This window comes from Gallaecimonas aegicerasi (genome assembly GCF_045291545.1).
Lineage (GTDB): Bacteria > Pseudomonadota > Gammaproteobacteria > Enterobacterales > Gallaecimonadaceae > Gallaecimonas.
In genome coordinates this window covers 1,221,545-1,245,047 of record NZ_CP149514.1, presented here as the reverse complement: position 1 = coordinate 1,245,047, position 23,503 = coordinate 1,221,545, and the positions used below count along the sequence as shown (strand labels likewise).

Genomic DNA, 23,503 nt, shown 5'->3' with positions numbered 1-23,503 from the left:
GTTATCTCAACGAAGAGTGCCAAAGTATTAACGTTACGGCAACGCTATTGCAGCAACATTGGTCTTGTTTTGCCGGCCACTGGCCCCCATATTGCTCAGCAAAGCCATAAGACGAATCTGTTATGAGTGCACATACTGTCAATGTAACCACCCAGAACTTTCAGGATGTTCTCCTGCAAGGCTCCATGAGCAAACCGGTGCTGGTGGAATTTTACCTGCCGGATCACCCCGCCTGTAACGAGCTGAGCCAGACACTGGCAGAACTGGCACAGCAATATCAGGGCCGCTTTACCCTGGCCCGTGTTAACTGTGATGCCGAGCAAATGCTAGCAGCGCAGTTTCAGATCCAGTCGGTGCCGACCGTTTACCTGCTGCAAAATGGCCAGCCGGTTGACGGCTTTGCCGGCCCACAGCCCAAAGCCACTATTGAAGCACTGCTGGCAAAATACCTGCCAGATCCAGCTGAAGAGGCACTGGCCAGCGCCCAGCAGTTGCTGGCTGACGGTAACAACAGTGAGGCCATTAAAGTGCTCACTGACGCCCTGCCCGGTGCCAAAAATGTGCACCCACTGAATATCGCCCTGGCCAGTGCCTACCTTAAAGAAAAGCGCCTGGATGAAGCCGAAACCCTGCTGGCAACCATTCCCATGGCCGAGCAGGACAGCGCCTACAAGTCCGCAATCGCTGAGCTGGAATTGCAAAAAGATGCAGCTGACACCCCAGAGATCCGCGCCCTGACAGAGGCACTGGCCGAGGCCCCAGACGATAACAGCCTGAAGCTGAAGCTGGCTGTGCAGCTACATGCCGTGGGGCGCAATGAAGAGGCACTAGAAGCCCTGCTGACCATTTTGCAGCAGGATTTGCACTTCCAGGACGGTGAAGCGAAAAAGACTTGCCTGGATATTCTCGCCGCGCTTGGCCAGGGCAATGCACTTGCCGCCACCTATCGGCGCAAGCTCTTTACCCTGCTCTACTAAAGGCACAGTGCCAGCACAGTTCAAAGGCGGCGCCGTTGGCTTCACCACAATGGCGACAGTACCAGTCGCCGCCTTTGTTCTCGAAGTGATCGGCCAAAATGGCTTTGGCCGCATCCAGATGAAAAGGCGAACACCAAATCCGCACCTGCTGTACTTCGGTCGGCAGATCGCCCACGCCCCCCATCAACAGATCACTGTCGAGCCGTACCTTGATCCCTTCGCCGCGCAGTAACCCCGCCAGCACATGCGCTTCAATGGTATTGGCAGCAGTGTAAAGCAGGCTGTCTGTCATGCTTTGCCTCGCTCACAAAATTGCGCGTAAGTTTCTACACTATGCTCTTCTATCGTGTTGATGTCTTTACTGAAAAGCCAGTTTCCATGGTAACGGCAACGATCCCAGAAACCATCCCACCAAGGCACCGCCGCCGTTAATTGTAATTGCCCTGTAGCATCGATATAAAACAGCTCACCAACATGGCGGTAGCCAAAACAGCGCGGCGGCAGCCGGCTGATAATGTCCTCATCATTGACCAACCGCCACAGCCGTGGTGCCAGCAATCCTTCAAGGGTGGCACTGATGGTGCGGTCACAACAGCGTGGGCTGCCAAAGGTACAAAGCCCTTGTACGTCCATATCATGTTCCAGCAACAATATGGCGGTGGCCAGTGTCGCTACCGCCGCACCGCTGCCGTGGCCGGTTAGCCACAACGTCATACCGCTGTGCTGATACTGGCGGATCGCTGCAAGCAGCCACTGGCATACCACCTGGGCGTCTTGCAAAAAGCCCAGATGGACACGGCCAATCGGGCTGCGCTGTGGCCACGGCGTCAGCAATGCCGTCAGATCGGTCGCCCACTGGCGGGTATTGTGGTAATGGCAATGCACTGTGGCGATCAGATGGCGCGGGTGGATGCTCAGGCCCAATCGCAGATGCTGCTGCACCTTCACCGGCGGCGGGTGCTGGCCTGCTGCCAGCGCCGCGCACAAGGCACTTAAATGAGCTGCATTGGCACGGTTAAATTGTCGGGAGTGGTTGTAAAAGGTCACAGCAACGTCCTGATGGCCCTGATAATCAGACCATAGACGCCTTTTAGTCGAGCCGCACTTTACCGCGGGCAGCCTTGACCTGGCCGCGGCCCTTCTTGCTTTTGATCCGGCGCTCTTTGGAAGCCCGGGTGGGGCGGGTGGCGCGGCGGGTTTTCGGGCGTTCGGCAGCCTTTTCCAGCAGGGCTCGCAGTTTTTCCAGCGCCACTTCCTTATTCATATGCTGAGAACGGTGCTGCTGGGCACGGATCAGAATTTGCGAGCCATTGATCAGGTGCGACTGCATGCGTCGCAAGCCTTCTTTGTAATGCTCCGGCAGTGCCGCCGATGCTTCAAAATCAAAGCGCAGCTGTACCGATGAATCCGTGGTGTTGACATGCTGGCCACCGGCGCCTTGTGAACGCTGCGCAGAAAAGTGCAACTCACTGGCCGGTATGGTGACCCGGCTTGATAACACCAGCATCAGTTATCCTGATCGATACGGCTGGCAACCGCGCCCTGCTGATCCTTGTACTTGGCGTCCACCCGCTTGTTATAGGGGCGGGCCGCCGGGCCGCTCATGGTTTCAAAGTTCAGGGCACCGATTTTCATGCGCGGGCGCAGCGCCAGGGGCAATTTGCCGGAGTTGTAAAACTCCAGCACGATACGGCCGCTCCAACCCGGGTCAATGCGATGCGCCGTAACATGCACCATCAGCCCCAGCCGCGCCAGTGAGGAGCGACCATCCAGCCAGCCAACAATATCGTCCGGCAGTGTCACCGACTCATAGGTTGTCGCCAGTGCCAGTTCACCTGGATGCAGAAAAAACGCCTCGCCATCGGCAATGGTGATTTCATCGCTCATGACCCGCTCTAGCGCCGCATTGACTTCACTACGCGGCCCGGACAAATCAATGTACGGGGCGGTATGTGCCTGAAAAACCCGGAACTGATGACCCAGACGCACATCAACGCTGACGCCACTGATGGCATCGGCACCCGGCGCCGGGTCCAACACAATGCGGCCTTCGGCCAGGTGGCGCTCAATATCGGTATCACACAGACGCATGGCGTTTCCTACAGATGCTGACGAATTTTGGCTTTTAGCATATCGATGGCAATGCGGTTTTTACCGCCTCTGGGCACGATAATATCGGCATATTGCTTGGATGGCTCAATAAACTGCATGTACATCGGCCGCACGGTTTCCATGTACTGCTTGAGTACCGATTCCATGGTGCGGCCACGCTCTGCCACATCCCGCAGCAACCGGCGCATCAGGCAGATATCCAGCGGCGCATCTACAAACACCGACGCTTGCAGCATCTCCCGAAGCGGCTGATAAGACAACAGCAGGATCCCTTCAAGGATGATCACCTTTTTCGGTGTTACCGTGTGGCTGGTGTCCTTGCGGGTGTGATGCTCGTAGGAATATTCCGGGATCTGCACGGCATCGCCGTTTTTCAGAGCCTGAAGCTGGCGTACCAGCAGATCATGCTCAAAGGCTTGCGGGTGGTCGTAGTTGGTTTTAACCCGCTCTCCCATCGACAGGTGGCTCTGGTCGCGGTAGTAGCTGTCTTCGGTAATGACAGCAATTTCCTCACGGCCTACCTCGGCTTTAAGTTCATTGAAAATGGTTCTGGCAATCAATGATTTACCGGACGCTGACGCGCCAGCAATACCGATAATGACGCAAGGCTGTTCCGCAGGCATGGCACCGAATCTCATCTGGTCTGGGCAAAAAAATTGCCGGGAATTCTACACCATTTTGATATCAATAGGTTGTGCCGGTACCGGCCTTTTTACCAGCTCTGCCAGTAGCTGCCGGGCCGCACGGATATAGGCATGGCTTTCTTCACACTGCGGCTCGCCAACGACAATCGGCTCGCCACTGTCACTGAACTGGCGAATGGCCTGGGTCAGCGGAATTTCGGCCAGTAGCGGCACGCCTTTTTTCTCTGCCAGATCGGCACCGCCATGCACACCAAACAGGTGGCTATGATGGCCACATTGCGGGCAATGGTGGTAACTCATGTTCTCAATCAGCCCCAGCACCGGCACATCAACTTTCTCGAACATATTGATGCCCTTAATGGCATCGGCCAGAGCCAAGTCCTGCGGCGTGGTAACAATCACCGCGCCGGTTAGCGGCAGCTTTTGCGATACCGTCAGCTGGATGTCGCCGGTGCCCGGCGGCATATCGATGAGCATCAGATCCACGTCCGGCCAGCGTGTTTCATTGACCAGTTGCAATAGTGCCGTGCTGGCCATGGGGCCACGCCAGACAGCAGCGTCGGCGGCGTTGACCAGATAGCCGATGGACTGGGTCAGCAAACCATGGGCCGCAACCGGCAGCATGGTTTTGCCATCAGGGCTTTCCGGGTGTTCGTCGAGGGTGCCAAGCATCATCGGCAGTGAAGGGCCAAACAAGTCCGCATCCAGCACCGCCACTTTCAGGCCCAGCTCATAAAGGGCCAATGCCAGGTTGATGGTGGTAGTGGACTTACCCACGCCCCCCTTACCCGAGGCCACCGCAATCATGTTCTTGATGCCACCCAGGCGCTTCTTGTACACCGGCAACTGCCCTTCCAGGTGCAGAACACGGCCGCCGAGCTGTGGCTTTAAGGCTTCTTCCAGCTCCGAGGCAACGGCAGCTGGAGGGTATGGCAGGGTCAAACGCAGGCTGTCGGCACTGTCTTCCATGGCCAGTAACACCTCCGCCAGAGGCCGGCCGGTTAGCGGGCACAGTACGCCGTCAAATGTGATGGGCGCCCGCTCATCCTGTTTTCCTTTGAAAAAACGCATGGCTACACAGACTGTTTGCAGATGCCGCCAGCATAGCACCAAGGTGCAACGGCACGAAAATTTCGCGTAAACTGTCGGCTTTGTTTCCCAACAACAGCAAGAGCGAGTAGAGATGGCAAATTCGCGCCGCATTCTGGTTACCAGCGCCCTGCCCTATGCCAATGGTCCCATTCACCTGGGCCATATGCTGGAATACATCCAGACCGACATCTGGGTGCGCTTTCAACAACTGCGTGGCCATGAAGCCTATTATGTTTGTGCCGATGACGCCCACGGCACGCCGATCATGCTCAAGGCCCGTGAGCAAGGCATCAGCCCGGAGCAGATGATTGCCCAAACGCAGGTAGAGCACCAGGCCGACTTTGCTGACTTTCATATCGGTTTTGACCATTACCACAGCACCCATAGCGCCGAAAACAAGGCCTTTGCCGAGCTCATATACAACCGCCTCAATGACGCCGGCCATATCAAAACCGAAACCATCTCCCAGCTTTACGATCCGCAGGAAAAGATGTTCCTGCCAGACCGCTTCGTTAAAGGTACTTGCCCCAAGTGTGGCGCTGAAGACCAAAACGGCGACAACTGCGAAGTCTGTGGTGCCACCTATCAGCCGGTGGATCTGAAAGATCCGCGCTCGGTGGTATCCGGCACCACGCCGGTACTCAAGGACTCGGTGCACTACTTCTTTGACCTGCCGGCCTTTGCCGACATGCTCAAAAGCTGGATCCGCTCCGGCTCGCTGCAAAACGAAATGGCCAACAAACTCGAAGAATGGTTCGAGCAGGGCCTGGCACGGTGGGATATTTCCCGCGATGCCCCCTATTTCGGTTTTGAGATCCCCAATGCCCCAGGCAAATATTTCTATGTGTGGCTGGATGCCCCTATCGGCTACCTGGCGTCTTTCAAAGCCCTGTGTGACAAAAACGGTCTGAACTTTGATGACTTCTGGGCAGAAGACTCCAGCGCCGAGGTGTACCACTTCATCGGCAAGGACATCATCTATTTCCACAGCCTGTTCTGGCCAGCCATGCTCGACGGCGCCGGTTTCCGTAAACCCAGCAACGTCTTTGCCCACGGTTATGTCACCGTCAACGGTGCCAAGATGTCCAAGTCGCGCGGCACCTTCATCAAAGCCCGCACCTACCTGGACCACCTGGACCCGGAATACCTGCGCTATTACTACGCAGCCAAACTGTCGCACCGCATTGACGATTTGGACCTGAGCCTGGACGACTTCACCCAGCGGGTGAACTCTGATCTGGTCGGTAAGCTGGTTAACATCGCCTCGCGCACCGCCGGCTTCATTGCCAAGCGTTTTGACGGCAAGCTGGCAAGCCAGTTTGACACCGCCTTGTATGATGAATTTGTCGCCAAGGGTGATGATATTGCTGCCGCCTTTGAGAGCCGCGAGTTTGGCCGCGCCATGCGTGAGATCATGGCCCTGGCTGACAAAGCCAATACCTATATCGCCGACACCGCCCCCTGGGTACTGGTGAAAAACGACGACACGCTGGAAGAAGCGCATCAGGTCTGTTCACTGAGCCTGAACCTGTTCCGGGTACTGGTGACGTACCTTAAGCCGGTACTGCCGGTGCTGGCAGAGAAGGTTGAAGCCTTCCTGAACGTGGAACTGCGTTGGGACAACCGCGCACAGCTGCTGACCAACCACAGCATCAGCCCCTTTAAACCGATGATGAGCCGTATCGACAGCGACAAGGTCAACGCCATGGTAGAAGCCTCAAAACAAACCACAGCGCCGGTAGTCAGCGGGCCGCTGGCCGATGAACCCATCAGCCCACAAATCAGCTTTGATGACTTTGCCAAGCTGGATTTGCGCATTGCCCGCATCGCCAAGGCCGAACACGTCGAAGGCGCCGATAAACTGCTGCGCCTGCAACTGGATCTCGGTGGCGAAAGCCGCCAGGTGTTTGCCGGTATCAAGTCGGCCTACGCGCCTGAAGATCTGGAAGGCAAACTGACGGTGATGGTAGCCAATCTGGCGCCACGCAAAATGCGCTTCGGCATGAGCGAAGGCATGGTGCTGGCAGCAGGCCCCGGCGGCAAGGATCTCTGGGTACTGCACCCGGACGACGGTGCCGAGCCCGGTATGCGCGTGAAGTAATAAAAACCCCGCTAAATGCGGGGTTTTTTGTCTTTGTCAGTGCTGCGCCATGTCTTTGAGCACCCAGGCCAGCTGCGGATCTTTACCCTGACGGTAGGCCGGCCATGGCATGGCAATGGCCTTGTCGGGCTGTACTCCGGCGGTTTTTGCCATGGTAAAGCGATACAGGCGCTTGGAGTACTGCACCGGCCAGTGACTGTTGGGCAGGTAGAACACACTGGCTTCCTGGTAGCCATTGGGGTTACCGGCTGTTGCCTGCCCCACCAGCTTGGCATTGAGGATCTGGCGAAACTGAATGGCATTGGAGGCACCGGCAGAAAAGGTGGCGTTACTGATCAACACATAAATACCATGGCGCCAGTCCAGCTGATCGAGGGTGATCAGCTGCGAAGCCAGCGCCAGCCCCAAAAAGAAATCACCACCGCCATTGTGGCGAAGGTCAATCACTAACCGGCGCAACTGCTGCTGATTTATGGCCTGGCGCACCTGCCCGGCAAACTGCAACATCCCAGGCAAGTCCTTCGGGTAGCGGGAAAAGTCGATATAAGCCGCCTTAAGTGCCGGGTTGACCGCCAGGCTCAGCCCCGGCATGGCCTGATATACCGGTGTAAAGCCATAATGCTGGGCATGGCGCAGCCGGTAACGCATGGCCTGCTGATAAGGGCTGTTCGCCAGCGCCGTCAGCGCCAGGCGGTGGCGCTTGCCAGCACTGTCTTTGAGGGTATAGATCACCCGATCCAGATGGTGCAGCAGCCCCAGCCCAAACAGCAGGTCCGATTTATTGAACACCCCGGCACTGGCGCCCCGCTCAGCATGCACATTGGCAGAACCGGTTGGGGCAATGCCGGCCGCCAGCACTAACGCCTGGCCAATTGCTGTGCCGTCTATGCTCACCAGCTCCATCCCCAGTAACGGTTTGGCGGTAGCGCCACTAGCAATCAGGTACACCTTGTTGTCGGCAAACCGTTTAAAGCGCACCGGGAAGCGGTACATATCATTCGCCCAGGGGCCGGCAATGGTATGGCCATCGCCCACCTGCCGGGCCAGGCGCTTAAGGCCCACCATCAGCTGATAACGGTTCATCAGCGGCAAGCGCGCCATCAGCTGATTGAGCTGGGCATGAAAACGCTGGCTGCTGATGCGGTGATACAGGTCAATATGGCGCGCCTGCAACTGCTCACCAAAGACACTCAGATCCTGCTGCCATTGCTGCACTTGCTCAGCCGTAAAAGGCGCCGGTAGACGTGGCCCGGCAACGGCCGGAAATTGCAGCGCCAGCATCATGGCAAGAAAAAAGGGTTTCATAAGTCCTCCGGGTTCGTTTGTTACCCCGGAGGATGGCGTCCAGCCTCAGTGTTGGCGTCCAGAATCGTCTTTCTGGACGTTTTTCTGGTATTGCGACGGCGTCAGGCCGGTCTCCGCCTTGAAGGCTGCATTAAAAGTAGACTTGGCATTGAAGCCGGCATCCATGGCCAGATTCAGGATACTGGCCTCTGGCGCGGCCGCCATGGCTTCACACACCGCCTGCACCCGCAGCCGGTTAACCAGCGCACAAAAACTGATGCCGGCGCCCTGGTTAATGGCCCAGGACACATCCTTGCTGGACAGCCCGGTCAGCTCGGCAACGTCGTTTAATGCCAAGCGTGGCTGGCGATACAGCTGCTGCTGGCCAATCAAATCGGCAATTTGCCGAAATACCGGCGCCGCCTCAGCATTATCAGCGCGCACTTCTGGCTCTGTCTGCTGGGCATCAAACGCGGCCAGTTCACTGAAGATCTCCGGCTGGCGCAACAGCCTTAACACCAGCCACAGGGTCAGTAACAGCGAAGCCGACTTGGTCAGCAGGTACAGCTGGTTATTCAATGCATAAGAAAAATACGGCTGCGCGTTAATGCGCGCCAGATCCAAGAGCACCAGCGCCACCAATACCACGAAGGTCCACAACAGCCAGTTCAGCGCCAGCCGGTCGGCATCGGCGCGGTTGGCCTGCACGGCCCGGTGATAATGGCGCAGCAAACGGGCACTGGCAGCCAGATAGACAATCTGCGAAACACTGCCCAGCGCCAGCAGCCACTGCACCTGGCCACTAAAAGGTAGCGCCAGCAGTACTGGCAGCAAATGCAGCGCATCAACACGGGGCAGTTTATCCGGGCCATAGACCAGCCCCTTGATGGTAAGAAAAAACGCCGGCCCGAACACCCAGCTAAACAGTGGCGTTAACAGGTAGCCCAGAAACCGTACGCCGTTTTCTTCCAGCAGGTTGCAAAGCAGTAAGGCCGCTTGCAGCCCTAACAGCGCCACCACGGGCCGTAGCCGCCGGTGCGGCCACAACACCAGCATTGAAAACACCGCCAGCGCCAGAAAAACCAGCTCCAGCAGGTTAACCGGTAGTAGTGTCAGCGGCGTGATCAACATGCCGAACCCTGCGTCGCCAGGGTTTCCAGGGCGCTGATATCAGCCTCGGTGATCGCCGGCAGCGCCGCACTGATGCTGGCAATATCCCAGTGCCACCAGGCCAATGCCAACAGCCGCGCGATGGTCGCTTCATCAAAGCGGTAACGCACCACTTCAGCGGGATTACCGGCCACAATGGCATAAGGCGGCACATCCCGGCTGACCACGCTCTTGGTAGCAATAATGGCACCGTCAGCAATACTGACACCGGGCATGATGGTGGCGCCATAACCTATCCAGACATCATTGCCGATCACCGTATTGCCCTTGTATGGCAAGGTGCCTGGCGCCGGTGTTACGGCTTCCCAACCGTTGCCAAAGATATAAAAGGGGTAGGTAGAAAAGCCGCTCATCGGGTGGTTGGCACCATTCATGATGAAGGTTACATCCCGCGCAATGGCGCAAAATTTACCGATATGCAGCTCGTCACCGATAAACGGGAAGTGGTAGAGCACATTGCGCTCAAAATCCCGTGTCCCGTCCGGGTCATCAATGTAGGTGTAATCACCGACTTTAATGGCTGCCGAACGCACGATGTTTTTTAAAAACACCACCTGTTCAACGCCATCAATGGGGCAAGGCTGTTGTGGATCCGGGCCCAAGGCTGCGCCTCCAGCAATGAAGATGCCGCTATTATCAGCCACAGTCGCGGCCCCTGCCAGACCGGCTCTGTAACAGGACGTAACGCAATATTTGCACTTGATAACAATTATCATTAGCATGTGCCGCATCATGTGACTGTTGTGAAAAGACCATGCCCGGTAACCCTTTGACGGCCGCAGCCCTGCTGCTGGCGTTATTGCTGCAAAGCTGCGCTATTGGCCTGCTTTATTATTACTGGCGCCACCGTCGCCAGCGCTGGCAGGCTCCCCTGGCCTGGCTGCTGCTGTTGGCCGCCGCCCTGCCCTGGGCGCGGGCTTTGGGTAATGAGTTGGGCATAACCCTTAGCCTGGCCATACCGGCCTTGCTGGCCTGGCTATGGATTGCCGGCACCGGCGATTGGCGACGCCACACCACAATAGCGATGCCCAGCCGCTCCCTGGCTTGGCCGCGGCCACGGCAACTGGCTTACCACGGCCTGCTGTTACTGGCCCTGGCCGGTACCGGGCTGGTGTCAGCGCTCTGTTGCATTGCCCTGGTACGCGGCTTGCCCACCAGTAACATCAATCAAATGGCGCTGGTGGTTTGCCTGCTGCCACTGTGCTGGGGCACCTTTGCTTACCTGCTGTGCCGCCGCGAGCGGGAACTGCGAACCTTGTCGCTGTTGAGCCTCAGCGGCGCCGTGTCGGCATGGTGGCTGTTATGATTGCTCCTGCCACTACCCGCCGCGCCCTCAATAGCCATAGCTGGCTTGGCCTGCTGGCTGGCGCGTTGCTGTATCTGGTCTGCCTGTCGGGTACTTTGGCGGTGATCTACCCCACTTTTGATCGCTGGGAACAACCACAGCTCAGCGAAGTTGCCACGCTGTCACCCGGTGCTGTCGAAGCGGCCTACCGCCAGTATTTACAGCAACATCATCCCACGGCCGACCACCTCTACCTGTTACTGCCACGCCAGGATTTTCCCCGGGCCAGCATCGGTGACGGCCAACAGGATTATTACTTCAACCAACATGGCCAGCTCACCGCGCCGGTTGTTCACCCCTGGCGTGATTTACTGGCCAAGCTGCACCTGTATTTATTACTGCCCGAAAGCTACGGCATGCTGGTGGTCAGCCTGACCGGTATTGTGCTCTGTGCATTGGTGATCTCCGGGCTGATGGCGCACCGGCGTATTGTCAAAGACGCCTTTTCTTACCGGCAAAAGCAGCGCCAAAGTGATCTGCACAACCGCTTGTCAGTATGGGGAGCCCCGTTTCACCTGATGTTTGGCGCCACCGGTGCCTATTTTGGCCTGGCGGCACTGCTGCTGGCTCTGTTGGCGCAGGTGTACTATCAGGGCGATCAAAGCAAGGTCATGGCCGCCGCTTTCGGCGCTGAACCAGAGCTACAAGCCCCCTGGCAGCCAGCCGCCATTGCTACCGCCCTGACTGATCTTGCCCGGCGCAGCCCTGATACGCCCGCCATCTACGTGACCCTGGAAAACGCCGGCAGCGCCCAGCAATACTTGTTGATTGGCGCTCGCCACCGCGATCGGCTGATCTACGCCGAACAGTACCGTTACACCAGCGCCGGGCAATTCATTGACAAGGTGGGCTTTGCCGATGGTGCCGCTGGCCGGCAGCTGCTGTTTTCCATTTACCGGCTGCATTTTGGCCACTTCGGTGGCCCGGCAGTGCGGGTAATTTACCTGCTGCTGGGGCTGGCACTGACGGTGGTCTGCGCAACCGGTATCAACATCTGGCTCAACAAGCGCCGCCACCGCGATGCCCTCAATAACCTCTGGGTTGGCCTGGTCTGGGGGGCACCGCTGGCACTCAGCCTCAGTGCCGTCAGCGCCTTACTGACTCAGCACGCCCCCGCGTTACTGTGGCTATTGCTGCTGGTACTGGCCATGGCCTTTGCCCAGTGGCGTAATGCCCCTGCCCTGGCCCGCCGGCAACTGTTATGGGCCAACAGTGTTGCGGCACTGGCCGTGGTGGCCAGCCATGTCTACCAGTGGGGGCTGGTGCTGGCCGCACCGATACTGGTGATTAACAGCAGCTTACTGGCCGCCGCCTTGCTGTTTGCCTGGCTGGCCCGGCGCTGAAAATCTGGTAGCTTAGGGCCATCAACGGATGGCCCTGAGTTGCCCATGTCACCGCAACTGCTCAATAAACTGGAACAAACCCTTGGCACGCAATGGGTGGTAGGCGCACCACTGGGTGTTGGCAAGGCCAATCACTTGCTCAACCTTTTGTACCAGCACGCCAAAACGCACCCGCACATTCAGCTCACGCTGATCACCGCTTTGTCGCTGAACCCGCCCAAGGGCAAAAGTGAGCTGGAGGAGCGTTTTTTGGCGCCGCTGCGCGAGCGTATCTGGGCCGGCTACCCGCACCTGGATTACCTGACCGACGAGCACGCCGGGCAATTGCCCGATAACGTCACGGTGATGGAGTTTTACACCCGCTCCGGTGGCATTCTCGGTAACAACCGTGCCCAGCAACACTACATTTCCAGCAATTACACCCATGCCGGGCGCGACATTCTTGCCCGTGGCGTTAACCTGCTGGTGCAGGCGGTTGCCATCAGTGACGACGGCCAGCTGCTAAGTCTCGGCTCCAACCCCGATCTGACCCTGGAAGTGGTGCCGGCGATGCGTGCTGCCAATCGCCCCTGCCTGATACTGGCCGAGGTAAACCGGCAAATGCCCTACATGCCCGGCGACGCCGAAGTACCCCGGCACTATTTTGATGAAGTGTTCGACAGCGCCGACCCTGGCTACCCCCTGTTTGCCACCCCACAAGAGCCCATCAAAACGCTCGATTACGCTATAGGCCTGCGCGCCTCGCAGCTGGTAGACGATGGCGGCACCTTGCAGGTCGGCATTGGTGCCCTGGCTGATGCCGCCGTGCAGGGTCTGCACTTGCGCCAGCAGAATAACTCCACCTACAACGCCGCCCTTGCGGCCCTTGATGAGCCGGGGGCCGCGCCGCTCAATAATGGCCTTTATGTGGCCAGTGAGCTGATTTCCTACCCGCTGTTAACCCTGTTTGAAAAAGGCCTGGTTAACCGCGTGGTCTACGAAGATGAAACCCTGCAAGCGCTGGTGAACAAGGGCGCCATAACCAGCCCACTGGGCCACGACACCTTCACCCAGCTACGCGCCGCCCTGCCCCGCCAGCTGGCCACCGGCAACCTGGCCTGGTTAAGCCGTTTTGGCATTGCCGATCTGGCGCTCACTGGCGAGCAGTTACTGGCCGACGGCGTAACCTTGCCTAACGATCTGGATGACCCTGCCACCCTGGCCGCGCTGAACCGCCACAGTCAGGGCCGGCCACTTTGCGGCGGCGTGGCCATGCACGGCGCCTTTTTTGTTGGCCCCAGCGTGTTTTATGAAAAATTACGGCAGTTAACGCCGGCCCGCCGGGCCTTGATTGGCATGACCAGCGTCGCAGAAGTTAACCGCATTTATACCCACTACCGGCTGGAGCAGTTACAGCGGCAAAAAGCCCGCTTTATCAATATCACCATGAAAGCCACGCTGCTGGGCCATGCAGTATCTGACCAGCTGGAAGACGGCCAGGTAGTCAGTGGTGTGGGGGGCCAGTACAACTTTGTGGCCATGGCTCACCAGCTTCCGGATGCCCGCTCGATACTGCTGGTTAAAGCCACCCGCGGCAGCGGCAAAACACTGGAATCGAACATTATCTGGGAATACGGCCACAGCACCATTCCGCGCCACCTGCGGGATATGTTTATCTCGGAATACGGTATTGCTGACCTGCGTGGCAAAAGCGACGCCGAATGCATAGATGTCATGGTCAAAATTGCCGACAGTCGCTTTCAGGATGCCCTTATCGCCCAGGCGCAAAAGGCCGGTAAGCTACCGGCTCACTACCAGCTGCCGGCGCGTTACCGTAACAACCTGCCAGAGCGCCTGCACCATGCCCTGGCGCCCTTTGCCGAGCACCTGCCGCAACTGCCCTTTGGCAGCGAACTGACCGAGGCCGAACTGGCGCTGGCAGGCAAGTTACAAAACCTGCAACAGCGCGCCCGCAGCCTCGGCGGTAAAGCACAGATCCTCTGGCAACTGCTGCGGGCGCAAACAAGCGAGGAAGGCCAGGCCGCATTGGCGCACCTGAGCCTCAGCCACCCGCAAAACTGGCGCCAGCGCCTGTACCGGCGGCTGATACTCAGCCTGTATTAGGCCAAACCGGCCAGGTGTTCACGTAAAATAACGGCCCCCACCACAATCAGCACCAGGCCGCCCAGGATCTCGGCCCGTTTGCCCAGTAAAGCACCCAGGCGCTGGCCGATCAGTATGCCCAGCGTCACCATCAGCATGGTTGCCAGGCCAATCAGGGTGGCCGCCACCGCAATATTGACCTGAATAAAGGCAAAGCCCAGCCCCACCACCAGCGCATCCAGGCTGGTGGCAATGGCCGTCAGCAGTGTCATCAGCACCCCACGGCGAGCCGGGCGCGGTGTATCCGGGGCTTGCAGCCCTTCGTGGATCATCTTCAAACCCAGGCCCAGGAGCAGAAAAAAGGCAATCCAGTGGTCCCACTGCGCCAGCAAATGGTTGGTACGGCTGCCAATAAACCAGCCCAGCAGCGGCGTGCAGCCTTCTACCACGCCAAACAGCAAACCGGTTTTCAGTGCCTGGGGAAAATGCGGCTGGCGTAAGCTGGCACCACGGGCCACAGCCGCAGCAAAAGCGTCCGTGGACATGGCAAAGGCAATCAGTACTAACGAGAAAAAGGTCACGGGTATTCCTTCGCCGGGCAGTAGTACAACGGCAACACGCGCGCCCGGCCTGCTGGCGCGTAGAAGCCGTTGGTCTCACCTACCTTGCGGTCGCCCGTGCCACGGCCATGAGGGCCGAGAATGTTGACAGCGGGCACCTTCCGGGGCGGAAGGTTGGCTACTCCCCAATCGAGCCGGCAGTCTAACAACAATCCGCAAGCGAATAAAACGCCCTCATAGCGGTAGCTGCTTGACCTCGTGCTTGATGGCGTCGTGCGCCGCCTCCTGCTCACGCAGTAACTTGCGGCGCAGCTTGGCCGCTTCAAAACGCTGTTTTTCTTCCGGCGTTTCTGGGGTCAGCGGCGGTACCGGCATGGGGTTACCGTCGTCGTCCAGTGCCACCATGGTGAAGTAACAACTGTTGGTGTGGCGCATCACCTTATTGCGAATGTCTTCGGTGATCACCTTAATGCCCACCTCCATGGAGGTATTACCGGTGTAATTGACCGCCGCCAGAAAGGTCACCAACTCCCCGACATTAATGGCCTGGCGAAACATTACCCGGTCCACCGACAGCGTCACCACATACGCGCCGGCATAACGGCTGGCACAGGCGTAAGCCACCTTGTCCAGGTACGACAGCAAGGCGCCGCCATGCACCTTGCCGGAAAAATTCGCCATGTCGGGCGTCATCAGCACTGTCATGCTGAGTTCGTGGCCTGTACTCATACGCCTTTACTCTCCATCAATCCTCGCCGCACCTTAACAGCCCCCGCCAAACCCTGCCAGAGCGACCTTACCCTAACGCCTAAGCGCTTCATCTATAACGCATTTGGTGACGCCATTCACAAAAGCAGGCAACACCACTGGCCCCACCGCCCACAGCGCGTAAGGTGGTACAAAACAGGGATGTCAGGGACAGTGCGGCCCGTAACGCAGGGGCGGTAGCGTGGCCAGCTCTGATTCGCTTCGCTATTTGGTAGTGTGACTGCGGTGTTCTGTTTGCTTTTCCGCCCGTTAAGTGTAGCGCTAGCGGAACATGGGCAAGGGTTTTGCTGACTTTTGCCCTCAAAAGTCAGGCGCGTGCAGGGGCGCCCCCCTGCAATAAATACTGGATTTTGATGTGCCTGCGGTCTTCTGTTTGCTTTTCGGCCCGTTAAGTGCAGCGCCGCTGTGGCAGGAATGAAGGTTCAGCTGAGGCAGGACGCCGAAGCAGGTGAATACGTGTCGGGATACACGTATGAACCGGTGAACCGGGAATGACGAACACAGCGTCAGCGCGGAACATGGGCTAGGGTTTTGCTGACTTTTGCCCCACAAAAGTCAGGCGCGTGCAGGGGCGCACCCCTGCAATAAATACTGGATTTTGATGTGCCTGCGGCACAGCTCATTGTTTGCCGGTTCCCGCACTAGCAGGCAGGTTTTGTCCAGCTATGATTCACTCGCTATTGATAATTGTGACTGCGGTCTTCTGTTTGCTTTTCTGCCCGTTAAGTGCAGCGCCGCTGTGGCAGGAATGGAGGTTCAGCTGAGGCAGGACGCCGAAGCAGGTGAATACGTGTCGGGACATACGTATGAACCGGTGAGCCGGGAATGACGAACACAGCGTCAGCGCGGAACATGGGCGAGGGTTTGCTGACTTTTGCCCCACAAAAGTCAGGCGCGTGCAGGGGCGCCCCTGCAATAAAGCCGGTAAGCACCGACCATTGAGTAAGCGGAACATCCAAATAGGCTTTGATGTGCCTGCGGCACAACTATTTGTTTGCCGGTTCCCGCACCGGCGGGCGTGTTCCTTTCTTGCTTGGCCAAAGAAAGGAACCGAAAGAAGGCCACCCCAGCGTTACGCTCTAACCGTGCTGGAAGCCGCTTGCCGGGCACCGGCTCGTACGCGTGTCCCGACACGTACTCACCTGTTTCGCCTTCCCTGGCTCAACGGCCCTATCGCAGCTTCCACCCCGGCGCTGCACTTAAAGGGGTTCCAAGAGCCACACCAGCAGGCATGGCAAACAATCAGAGAGTGGGTTGCGTCGTTCAGGTTTTTGGGTGGGAAGACAGTCTATCCGGCCGAGGTGTGACAATCTGACACCTTTATTACCCACCCTTGGCTCATATATTCCGATAGGCTGTCTACAAGGTATTGATTAATATAAGTTGTTAATAAAGTCCGACTTCATAACTATTATTAGGCAATCATGACTAAGGAGAATATCTAGATGGAGCAATCATGACTAAGGAGAATATCTAGATGGAGCAATCATGCCTTTTTGGGCCTAATTTCTTAGAAAAACTAGTTGGTAAATCTATATTGCATGACTCTAAAGTTGCGATCGTTGAACTAGTTGCAAATGCATGGGATGCCGGTGCTAGTGAAGTAATAATTACGTGGCCGACAAAAGAAAATGAACAGTTCTTTTCAATCGAAGACAATGGATGTGGTTTAACTGAAAAAGAATTTACGTCTAGATGGAGGACGCTTGCTTATGATCGAATCGGTACTCAAGGTAATACCGTTTTAGTAAATAATAGAAATCGTACAGTATTTGGAAAAAATGGTGTTGGGAGATTTGCTGGATTTTGTTTCGGTGAATCTTATTATGTTGCTTCCAATAAGGATCAGGAGCAGATCGAATATCAAATAAAGCCAGGGAGTGGAGAGTCGCCTTTCTCTTTGGTCAAACTTCAGCCACATACTTTTGTCAGGGAAAAGGGAACTAAGATATTTGTTAGAGAAGACTCTTCGGTACGAATAGGAGAGGAAACAGTTCGTTCTGAAATTGGCATGAGGTTCTTAACTGACCCTTCTTTTACCTGCATTGTAAACGGTGTAAAAGTTAACTTTTCACATATTCCTGCTGAAAATATTGCTCAACATAGTATTAATCTTAAATCTGGTGACGTAATTAATATTGTCATAATCGATACAAGTGATGCAGACAAAACAACTAAGCAGCATGGGATAGCATGGCATGTTAATGGCCGCTTAGTTGGGGAAGCAGACTGGAAGAGCTATGGGTTCGATGAAATTATTGACGGAAGGTCGTCTGAAGCTAAACGCCACACATTTATAATTGATGCTGATTTTCTAGCCCGCACTGATTCTGTCAAGCAAGACTGGACAGGTTTCAATATGACCCCAGAGTTTGAGGAGGCACGTAACGAGGTTTTTGAATTTGTAAAGACTCATATATTTGGCCAAACCAAACAAAAGAGAGAGCGGGTATTCTCAAATGTTAAAAAAGCGCATTCTGGAGAGTTGGGAAAATTAACTCCACTAAGAGTGGAGCGATGGGAAAAATTTGTAACCAAGATACAAAGCGAGTGCACAAATTTAAATGAAAAGGACTTGCTCAAACTATCTGGAATTTTAATAAAAATGGAGCAGTCAGACACCAAGTATTCTCTTATTAGTAAATTGCACGAGCTCGATTCTAGTCAAATTGATAATCTGCATAATATCTTGGCTGATTGGAGCCTGGATCTAGCAAAAGAAGTGTTAGATGAGCTTCAAATAAGATTGAAGTTGCTTGATGAGTTGCGAGAGAGGGTGTTAGACGTAAATACAAAAGAAGTTCAGGACTTGCAACCTCTGTTTCATCAGGGATTGTGGATATTTGGCCCTGAATTTGAAACGATCGAATTTACTTCTAACGAAGGAATGACGAAAGTAATACAAAACCTTTTTAATATTGATATAAAGGGAAGCAGGAATAGGCCAGATTTTGCAGTGCTACCTGAAAGTACAGTGGGTAGTTACTCATACCATAAATATGACGATGATGGCGGCGAGATAGGCATTCATCGACTCGTCGTCGTAGAACTAAAAAAACCAGGGATAGCCATAAGTACGGACGAGAAAGCACAATGTTGGCGTTATGTTAGTGAGTTGCTCAGAAAGGGATTGATTAGCAGGGATACAAAAGTAACGTGCTTTGTGTTGGGGAGTGAAATTGATCCTTTCGAACGTGATGCCAGAAAAGAGAATAACGATAGATGCACCATCCAGCCTTTAGATTACCAAGTCGTGATATCTAGAGCTAAAAGTCGCTTATTGAAGCTATATGACAGAGTGAAAGGAGCTCCATTTCTAGAAGAAAGGCGCAAGGAGCTAGACGTAAAAAACCAGCAAAATGTAATAGATTTTGAGAAAAAAGCATAACAAGTAAAGGCACAGGACACAGCAAAGCTGCGCCTGTCCTTTAGGCTTTATATTTTTTCGTGCCAACATCTATAAATAGAGTATTAGGAAATAATGAAAATCGAATCAAAAGATACAGACATTGAAAGTTTGCTAGTAGGATCATATTTCCATATTCCTCGATTTCAACGCCCATACTCGTGGGATGATGAGAACCTAAACGATTTTTGGGATGACGTTGTAGTTAATCAGTCCGATGATTATTTTATTGGATCAATGGTAGTCTATAAAAAGGATAAGCAGCAGTATGGTGTTGTCGATGGGCAGCAGCGATTAACAACCATAACTATATTGCTTTGCGTCATTAGGGATTACTTTCTCAATGCGGGATCTCAAGATCTTGCTGAAGGAGTACATCAGCTAATTGAACGAAAGGATAGAAACAACAAAAATGAATATGTCTTAAAAACAGAAACCTCATTCCCTTACTTCCAAGAACATATTCAGAAATTCGATGATGATCCTGAGTTGATCATAGATATTCAAATGGAAGAGAGGAATCTAAAGAATGCACATACCAGGTTCAATAAGCTCGTTGGGTCCGTAGTAAGTGCGATTGATCAGGATGCCTCTATCAAGTCGGAAAATAAGAACGATCTTAAGATCGAAAAGCTCTTAAGTCTAAGAGATTCGGTTCTAAACCTAAATTTGATATTTATCACCCTTGACAACGAAGATGATGCCTATTTAATATTTGAAACTCTCAATACGAGAGGAAAAGATTTGGCTCTAACTGACTTGGTAAAAAACCATTTTTCTAAACACCTCAAGTCAAAGGGAGACGTAGATCACACGAAGCTAAAGTGGTCATCTCTACTCGACACTATTCATAATTCTTCATCAGATATATCGTCAGATAACTTCATTTACCACTTTTGGGCATCTCGATACGAGGCTGTGCCTTTAAAGAAATTATTTCCAAAAATCAAGAAAGATATCACCAAGTCAAAAGCTAAAGACTATTTGGACGCTCTGCTCTCAGACTCAAAGATATACCGTTCTATACATGAGGAGAATTTTGAGTGGACACAGAATGAGTCTGAAGTCTCTGACTCTCTCTATGCGCTTCAACTGTTTAAATTATCTCAACCAACTCCTGCAACAATGTCTCTGGTGAGATCATATAAAAACAATATTATAAAATATAGAAAACTTCGTGACGCTTTGAGCGCAATTGAAAAATTTCATTTTTTGTTTACCGCTATAACCTCCTCTCGGTCATCCGGCGGAATTTCAGCCATGTATTCATCGTTTGCAATCAGGCTTTTCAACTGTTCTGACTCTCAATCTGCGGCAGACCTTATATCAGAATTCGTGAATAAGTTAAGAGAAAAGCGCCCTTCTTTTGATGAGTTTAAGGTTGCCTTTAAGGAGGTTATTTATACCAACTCAAACTCGAAACAGAAGAATCTAGTTAGATATATATTGGAAAAGTTTTCATTGCATTATTCATACAAGTATCCAGTGGATTTCGATGAATTGACGATTGAGCACCTGTGTCCACAAGACAAGATGGGCCAAGATGACTGGGAGGAGTCATCGGTTGGGTGCTTGGGCAACTTGATATTTTTAGATCAAAAGATGAATGGTAAATTAGACAACAAAAGCTTTATTGATAAAAAGCGTATTCTTGAAGAACGGGGCTATTCTCTCAGCGAGTTTGTCACCAAGTCGAATTACTGGACACCAGAGATTGTTTTCGATCATGCGGACAGAATGGCAGAGGTTGCATATAACGAGATATGGAAAATATAACAAGGTTAGGCAGTAGGACGCAGCGAAGCTGCGCCTCTGCTTGCGCCGTTACTCGGAGCTATAAAAATCTCACTGTTAATCTACAGCCGGTTTTATAGCCCCGAAACGTGGGCTACACCCACTCAAACAGCCTCTTCTTTGTGCAGCAGTTCCATTAACCCAATAAGGGCGGCAAAGAGCACGGCGCTGACGGGCCAGATTATCCAGGTAATGCCCCAGTTCATGGTCCATAAACTCCAGCCAAGAAAAACGGCGGTTACTAACGGCCAGTAGAACCCGGCCAGTTTCTGCGCCTGCCTGACGCGGCGGGATTTTGCCGTATGCGCTGTTTTGTCGGTCAAAATGGCGGTATAGGCGTCGAATTTCGCTGACACCGGTATCACCAGATATAAGCCTGCGGCGATCAGCAGCATTAACACTATCAGCATCATCAGCACCCTCTCCGGCCCCTGATGAAAAATGGCGCTGAGCATGAGCGGCAAAAAGCTGCTGATAAACAGGAAAATACCCAACGACAGCCGGCGGTAGTAGGTAGGGCTGAAGGCGTTTCGCTTGTGTTCAAAGGCGCTGTGAACGCCATAGCTGAGTTCAAAATGCTCGTCATCAATGGTGCTGGTGGCGGTTTCAAACTGCTGTGTTTTGATGAAAAAACTGACCCCCCAGCCCACCATCACCAGAATACCGGTAATGCCGGCGGCGGCGGCCAGGCTGTTTGTCATGCCAAAACGCCCGGCGGCAGCCATGGCCAAAAAGAAGAACAGCGGCACAACCGAGCAGACACATAACAGCACCCCTTTGATGGTCAGCTCTGCGGCGGCCACTTTCGCCTGCAAATACTGATTGGCTTGCTCCATGGATATCTGTGGAATGTCAGGTGTGTCACTGACGCCGTTGCTGCCGGGGTGTTCCATATCATCCTTGACCAAATAGTCAGTGGAGACACCGAACAGATCAGCCATCAGGATGATTTTATTGAGATCGGGAATGCTGTTGGCGCTTTCCCACTTGGACACCGATTGCCGGGAAACCCCCACCTTGTCAGCCAGTTCTTCCTGAGACCAGTTAGCCTGCTTGCGTAATGTCACTATTTTGTCAGCCAGTATCATTGCCTTGCCCTTTCCTGTGTTGAGTGGCATTAATCCTAGAAAATCAGTTGGTTGCCTACTACCAACCGCACTTGTAATGTTGTCAACCAGCGGTTGCATTTACTCTGAAAGGCGCATTGGCTGTTTTACATCACCTAAGCCTTGGCCATACGTTAGCACTTAACCATAGATAATCCGGGTTTTACCCCGTGGTGAGCAAGCCATTTGGCGCCGCTCTTTGACGCCGCCGCTTCGCACGGCACCGGGCCGCGCCCGTGCGGATCAGCACGCGTTACTTACAATACAGAGACAGCAGCCCCAGCAGCGCAGCCAGGCACAGTATGAACCCCGATAAAGTTGACCGTAACAACACCCGCAAACTCACCGACCTGCCCAACATTGGCAAAGCCAGTGCAGCAGATTTGCACTTGCTTGGCATCGCCCACCCGGCCGAGCTGCTGGGCCAAGACCCTTACCAAATGTACCGCGCCCTGTGCCAGCTCACAGGCCAGCGGCATGACCCTTGCGTGATTGATGTGTTTATTTCCATCACCCGCTTTATGCAGGGGGAACCAGCCCGGCCCTGGTGGGCCTACAGCACTGAACGCAAAGCGGCCTTGGCCAAACAACAGCCGGAGTAGCCAAGTCATACATGCGTTACTGAATAAAATTCTTAAGAAGAGGCAAAGATGACAGGTAAATTCAAAATCATTATTTTCTTGGCTATTGCTATTGTTGCTCTCGCAATAGTGCTCACTCCGCAGTTGCAGTCCTTTTTTAGTAATCACTACACGCATTGGCAAATAGACAAGATCAAGGCAAACAAGGTTGATGTAGTGTGTTCACATGGCAAATGCGAAGTTACAGCGGTAAAAGATAACACTGCATTTCGCTTCACGTTTCAAGGTATTGACCACTTATCGAAACGAGTTGCAACACTTAATCAGGTTATGGCTGGCTGGCCGAACACAAAAGACCAATGTCTATCTTTTTCAAGCAAGAATGAAATTGCAATCTGCTCTATCATTGAAGGGGAAGGATAACAATGCAATCAAATCCAAGTTTTAATTTCACATGGTAGGGATCACATCTCTGTAGATTGAAGTTAATGGTGAATTATTATGAAGCACTATCATAAAACTCAAATCGGCACTGTTATTATTGCTTCAGTGCTCGTTATTGGTCTCATCATCTATTTTTTATCAGTAAAACCAATATCAAATTACACTTTTATTGCTTATGGTATTTTGTTTTTTATCATGGTTTTGTTCTCATTCTTAACCGTAAAAGTTGATGATGAATACCTTATTTGGTTCTTTGGGCCTTGGTTTTGGAAGAAAAAGGTTGCCCTTTCAGATATCCAATCGGTATCAGAAATGAAAACGAAATGGTACTGGGGGTATGGGATCAGGCTCACACCATATGGCTGGTTATATACGGTCTCGGGGCAATCAGCAGTAAGAGTAGAGCTAAAGTCAGGTGAAAGCTTTCTGCTGGGTTATAAGACCCCCAGAAGCTTGATCAACGCTCTGCAAGAAAAGATCTCTGAAACAGTTTAACGGGGCCACTACAGGCAAGGGGTTCACTGCCGGGGCGCTGGTGCTTGCCCGTATCCGTTATAAAACCGGCCGCCGCAGTAGCCACTAGCCCGGCCCTTGGTAACGGCGCCTGTTGGGCCTGCGGCGCCACCACCTACCCCGCCAACAATATAAAAGTCATTTAAATAACAAAAGTTTAGCCAGTTGGGTTACTGTTGGT

At 53.8% G+C, this 23,503-nt stretch carries 22 protein-coding genes and 1 riboswitch; of the genes, 10 read left to right on the top strand and 12 right to left on the bottom strand.

What is annotated here, in order from left to right:
• The first annotated feature begins 122 nt into the window (after positions 1–122).
• Positions 123–977, top strand: coding sequence for a tetratricopeptide repeat protein (locus tag WDB70_RS06150; RefSeq protein ID WP_406667648.1), 855 nt, complete (start codon positions 123–125; stop codon positions 975–977).
• On the opposite strand, the gene WDB70_RS06145 is transcribed toward WDB70_RS06150, so the two are convergent.
• From WDB70_RS06145 to apbC, 6 genes are read right to left on the bottom strand one after another with little or no spacing between them, the layout of a single operon-like run.
• Positions 961–1,269 carry a DUF2007 domain-containing protein gene (locus WDB70_RS06145; protein WP_406667646.1) on the bottom strand — a complete coding sequence of 103 codons (309 nt, stop codon included), beginning with the start codon at positions 1,267–1,269 and terminating at the stop codon, positions 961–963. The genes WDB70_RS06150 and WDB70_RS06145 overlap by 17 nt on opposite strands.
• Positions 1,266–2,024: a lipase family protein gene (locus WDB70_RS06140; protein WP_406667644.1), complete on the bottom strand. Its 759-nt coding sequence runs from the start codon at positions 2,022–2,024 to the stop codon at positions 1,266–1,268. The genes WDB70_RS06145 and WDB70_RS06140 overlap by 4 nt, the downstream gene beginning before the upstream one ends.
• 43 nt (positions 2,025–2,067) lie before the next feature.
• Positions 2,068–2,484, bottom strand: a complete 417-nt coding sequence (arfB, locus tag WDB70_RS06135; protein ID WP_406667642.1) for an alternative ribosome rescue aminoacyl-tRNA hydrolase ArfB — start codon at positions 2,482–2,484, stop codon at positions 2,068–2,070.
• Positions 2,484–3,068, bottom strand: coding sequence for a dCTP deaminase (gene dcd, locus WDB70_RS06130; RefSeq protein WP_406667640.1), 585 nt, complete (start codon positions 3,066–3,068; stop codon positions 2,484–2,486). Before dcd ends, arfB begins: the two co-directional genes overlap by 1 nt.
• Positions 3,069–3,076: 8 nt before the next feature.
• Positions 3,077–3,712: a uridine kinase gene (udk, locus tag WDB70_RS06125; RefSeq protein WP_406667638.1), complete on the bottom strand. Its 636-nt coding sequence runs from the start codon at positions 3,710–3,712 to the stop codon at positions 3,077–3,079.
• 45 nt (positions 3,713–3,757) lie between these two features.
• Positions 3,758–4,804, bottom strand: coding sequence for an iron-sulfur cluster carrier protein ApbC (apbC, locus tag WDB70_RS06120; RefSeq protein ID WP_406667636.1), 1,047 nt, complete (start codon positions 4,802–4,804; stop codon positions 3,758–3,760).
• Positions 4,805–4,916: 112 nt separating this feature from the next.
• Here apbC and metG point away from each other — a divergent pair, with 112 nt between their 5' ends.
• Positions 4,917–6,926: a methionine--tRNA ligase gene (gene metG, locus WDB70_RS06115; RefSeq protein WP_406667634.1), complete on the top strand. Its 2,010-nt coding sequence runs from the start codon at positions 4,917–4,919 to the stop codon at positions 6,924–6,926.
• Between the two features lie 36 nt (positions 6,927–6,962).
• Here the strand turns inward: metG and WDB70_RS06110 are convergent, their stop codons facing one another.
• Genes WDB70_RS06110 through WDB70_RS06100 form a run of 3 tightly spaced genes read right to left on the bottom strand, consistent with a single transcriptional unit; the run spans position 6,963 to position 9,982 of the window.
• Entirely contained in the window at positions 6,963–8,231 is a 1,269-nt protein-coding gene (locus WDB70_RS06110; RefSeq protein WP_406667632.1) for a hypothetical protein, read from the bottom strand.
• Between the two features lie 45 nt (positions 8,232–8,276).
• Positions 8,277–9,341 carry a helix-turn-helix domain-containing protein gene (locus WDB70_RS06105; protein WP_406667630.1) on the bottom strand — a complete coding sequence of 355 codons (1,065 nt, stop codon included), beginning with the start codon at positions 9,339–9,341 and terminating at the stop codon, positions 8,277–8,279.
• The gene (locus WDB70_RS06100; protein ID WP_406668022.1) at positions 9,335–9,982 is read right to left on the bottom strand and encodes a CatB-related O-acetyltransferase; all 648 of its coding nucleotides are present in this window, start codon (positions 9,980–9,982) and stop codon (positions 9,335–9,337) included. Before WDB70_RS06100 ends, WDB70_RS06105 begins: the two co-directional genes overlap by 7 nt.
• A 152-nt stretch (positions 9,983–10,134) precedes the next feature.
• Here WDB70_RS06100 and WDB70_RS06095 point away from each other — a divergent pair, with 152 nt between their 5' ends.
• From WDB70_RS06095 to WDB70_RS06085, 3 genes are read left to right on the top strand one after another with little or no spacing between them, the layout of a single operon-like run.
• Complete coding sequence (locus WDB70_RS06095) at positions 10,135–10,686, top strand: hypothetical protein (RefSeq protein ID WP_406667628.1); 552 nt, start codon at positions 10,135–10,137, stop codon at positions 10,684–10,686.
• Positions 10,683–12,068, top strand: a complete 1,386-nt coding sequence (locus WDB70_RS06090) for a PepSY-associated TM helix domain-containing protein (protein ID WP_406667626.1) — start codon at positions 10,683–10,685, stop codon at positions 12,066–12,068. The genes WDB70_RS06095 and WDB70_RS06090 overlap by 4 nt, the downstream gene beginning before the upstream one ends.
• A 45-nt stretch (positions 12,069–12,113) precedes the next feature.
• Positions 12,114–14,171, top strand: a complete 2,058-nt coding sequence (locus WDB70_RS06085; RefSeq protein WP_406667624.1) for an acetyl-CoA hydrolase/transferase C-terminal domain-containing protein — start codon at positions 12,114–12,116, stop codon at positions 14,169–14,171.
• Here the strand turns inward: WDB70_RS06085 and WDB70_RS06080 are convergent.
• Both WDB70_RS06080 and WDB70_RS06075 read right to left on the bottom strand, forming a co-directional pair.
• Positions 14,168–14,731, bottom strand: a complete 564-nt coding sequence (locus WDB70_RS06080) for a manganese efflux pump MntP family protein (RefSeq protein WP_406667622.1) — start codon at positions 14,729–14,731, stop codon at positions 14,168–14,170. The genes WDB70_RS06085 and WDB70_RS06080 overlap by 4 nt on opposite strands.
• A gap of 7 nt (positions 14,732–14,738) precedes the next feature.
• Positions 14,739–14,900, bottom strand: a riboswitch (yybP-ykoY riboswitch).
• A 44-nt stretch (positions 14,901–14,944) separates the two neighbouring features.
• Positions 14,945–15,439, bottom strand: coding sequence for an acyl-CoA thioesterase (locus WDB70_RS06075; RefSeq protein ID WP_406667620.1), 495 nt, complete (start codon positions 15,437–15,439; stop codon positions 14,945–14,947).
• Between the two features lie 1,516 nt (positions 15,440–16,955).
• On the opposite strand from WDB70_RS06075, the gene WDB70_RS06070 reads away from it, so the two are divergent.
• Together WDB70_RS06070 and WDB70_RS06065 are read left to right on the top strand one after the other, a co-directional pair.
• Positions 16,956–18,866 (top strand): ATP-binding protein, encoded by a 1,911-nt coding sequence (locus WDB70_RS06070; protein WP_406667618.1) that lies wholly within the window; start codon positions 16,956–16,958, stop codon positions 18,864–18,866.
• Positions 18,867–18,959: 93 nt separating this feature from the next.
• Positions 18,960–20,660 (top strand): DUF262 domain-containing protein, encoded by a 1,701-nt coding sequence (locus WDB70_RS06065; protein ID WP_406667616.1) that lies wholly within the window; start codon positions 18,960–18,962, stop codon positions 20,658–20,660.
• Between the two features lie 122 nt (positions 20,661–20,782).
• Here the strand turns inward: WDB70_RS06065 and WDB70_RS06060 are convergent, their stop codons facing one another.
• Positions 20,783–21,766: a helix-turn-helix domain-containing protein gene (locus tag WDB70_RS06060; RefSeq protein ID WP_406667614.1), complete on the bottom strand. Its 984-nt coding sequence runs from the start codon at positions 21,764–21,766 to the stop codon at positions 20,783–20,785.
• A gap of 320 nt (positions 21,767–22,086) precedes the next feature.
• Here WDB70_RS06060 and WDB70_RS06055 point away from each other — a divergent pair, with 320 nt between their 5' ends.
• The 3 genes from WDB70_RS06055 to WDB70_RS06045 all read left to right on the top strand — a co-directional run bounded on the left by WDB70_RS06055 (position 22,087) and on the right by WDB70_RS06045 (position 23,304).
• Complete coding sequence (locus WDB70_RS06055) at positions 22,087–22,386, top strand: helix-hairpin-helix domain-containing protein (protein ID WP_406667612.1); 300 nt, start codon at positions 22,087–22,089, stop codon at positions 22,384–22,386.
• Between the two features lie 48 nt (positions 22,387–22,434).
• On the top strand, positions 22,435–22,788 hold the full coding sequence (locus WDB70_RS06050; protein WP_406667610.1) for a hypothetical protein: 354 nt from the start codon (positions 22,435–22,437) through the stop codon (positions 22,786–22,788).
• Between the two features lie 78 nt (positions 22,789–22,866).
• Positions 22,867–23,304, top strand: coding sequence for a hypothetical protein (locus tag WDB70_RS06045; RefSeq protein ID WP_406667608.1), 438 nt, complete (start codon positions 22,867–22,869; stop codon positions 23,302–23,304).
• Positions 23,305–23,503 lie beyond the last annotated feature (199 nt).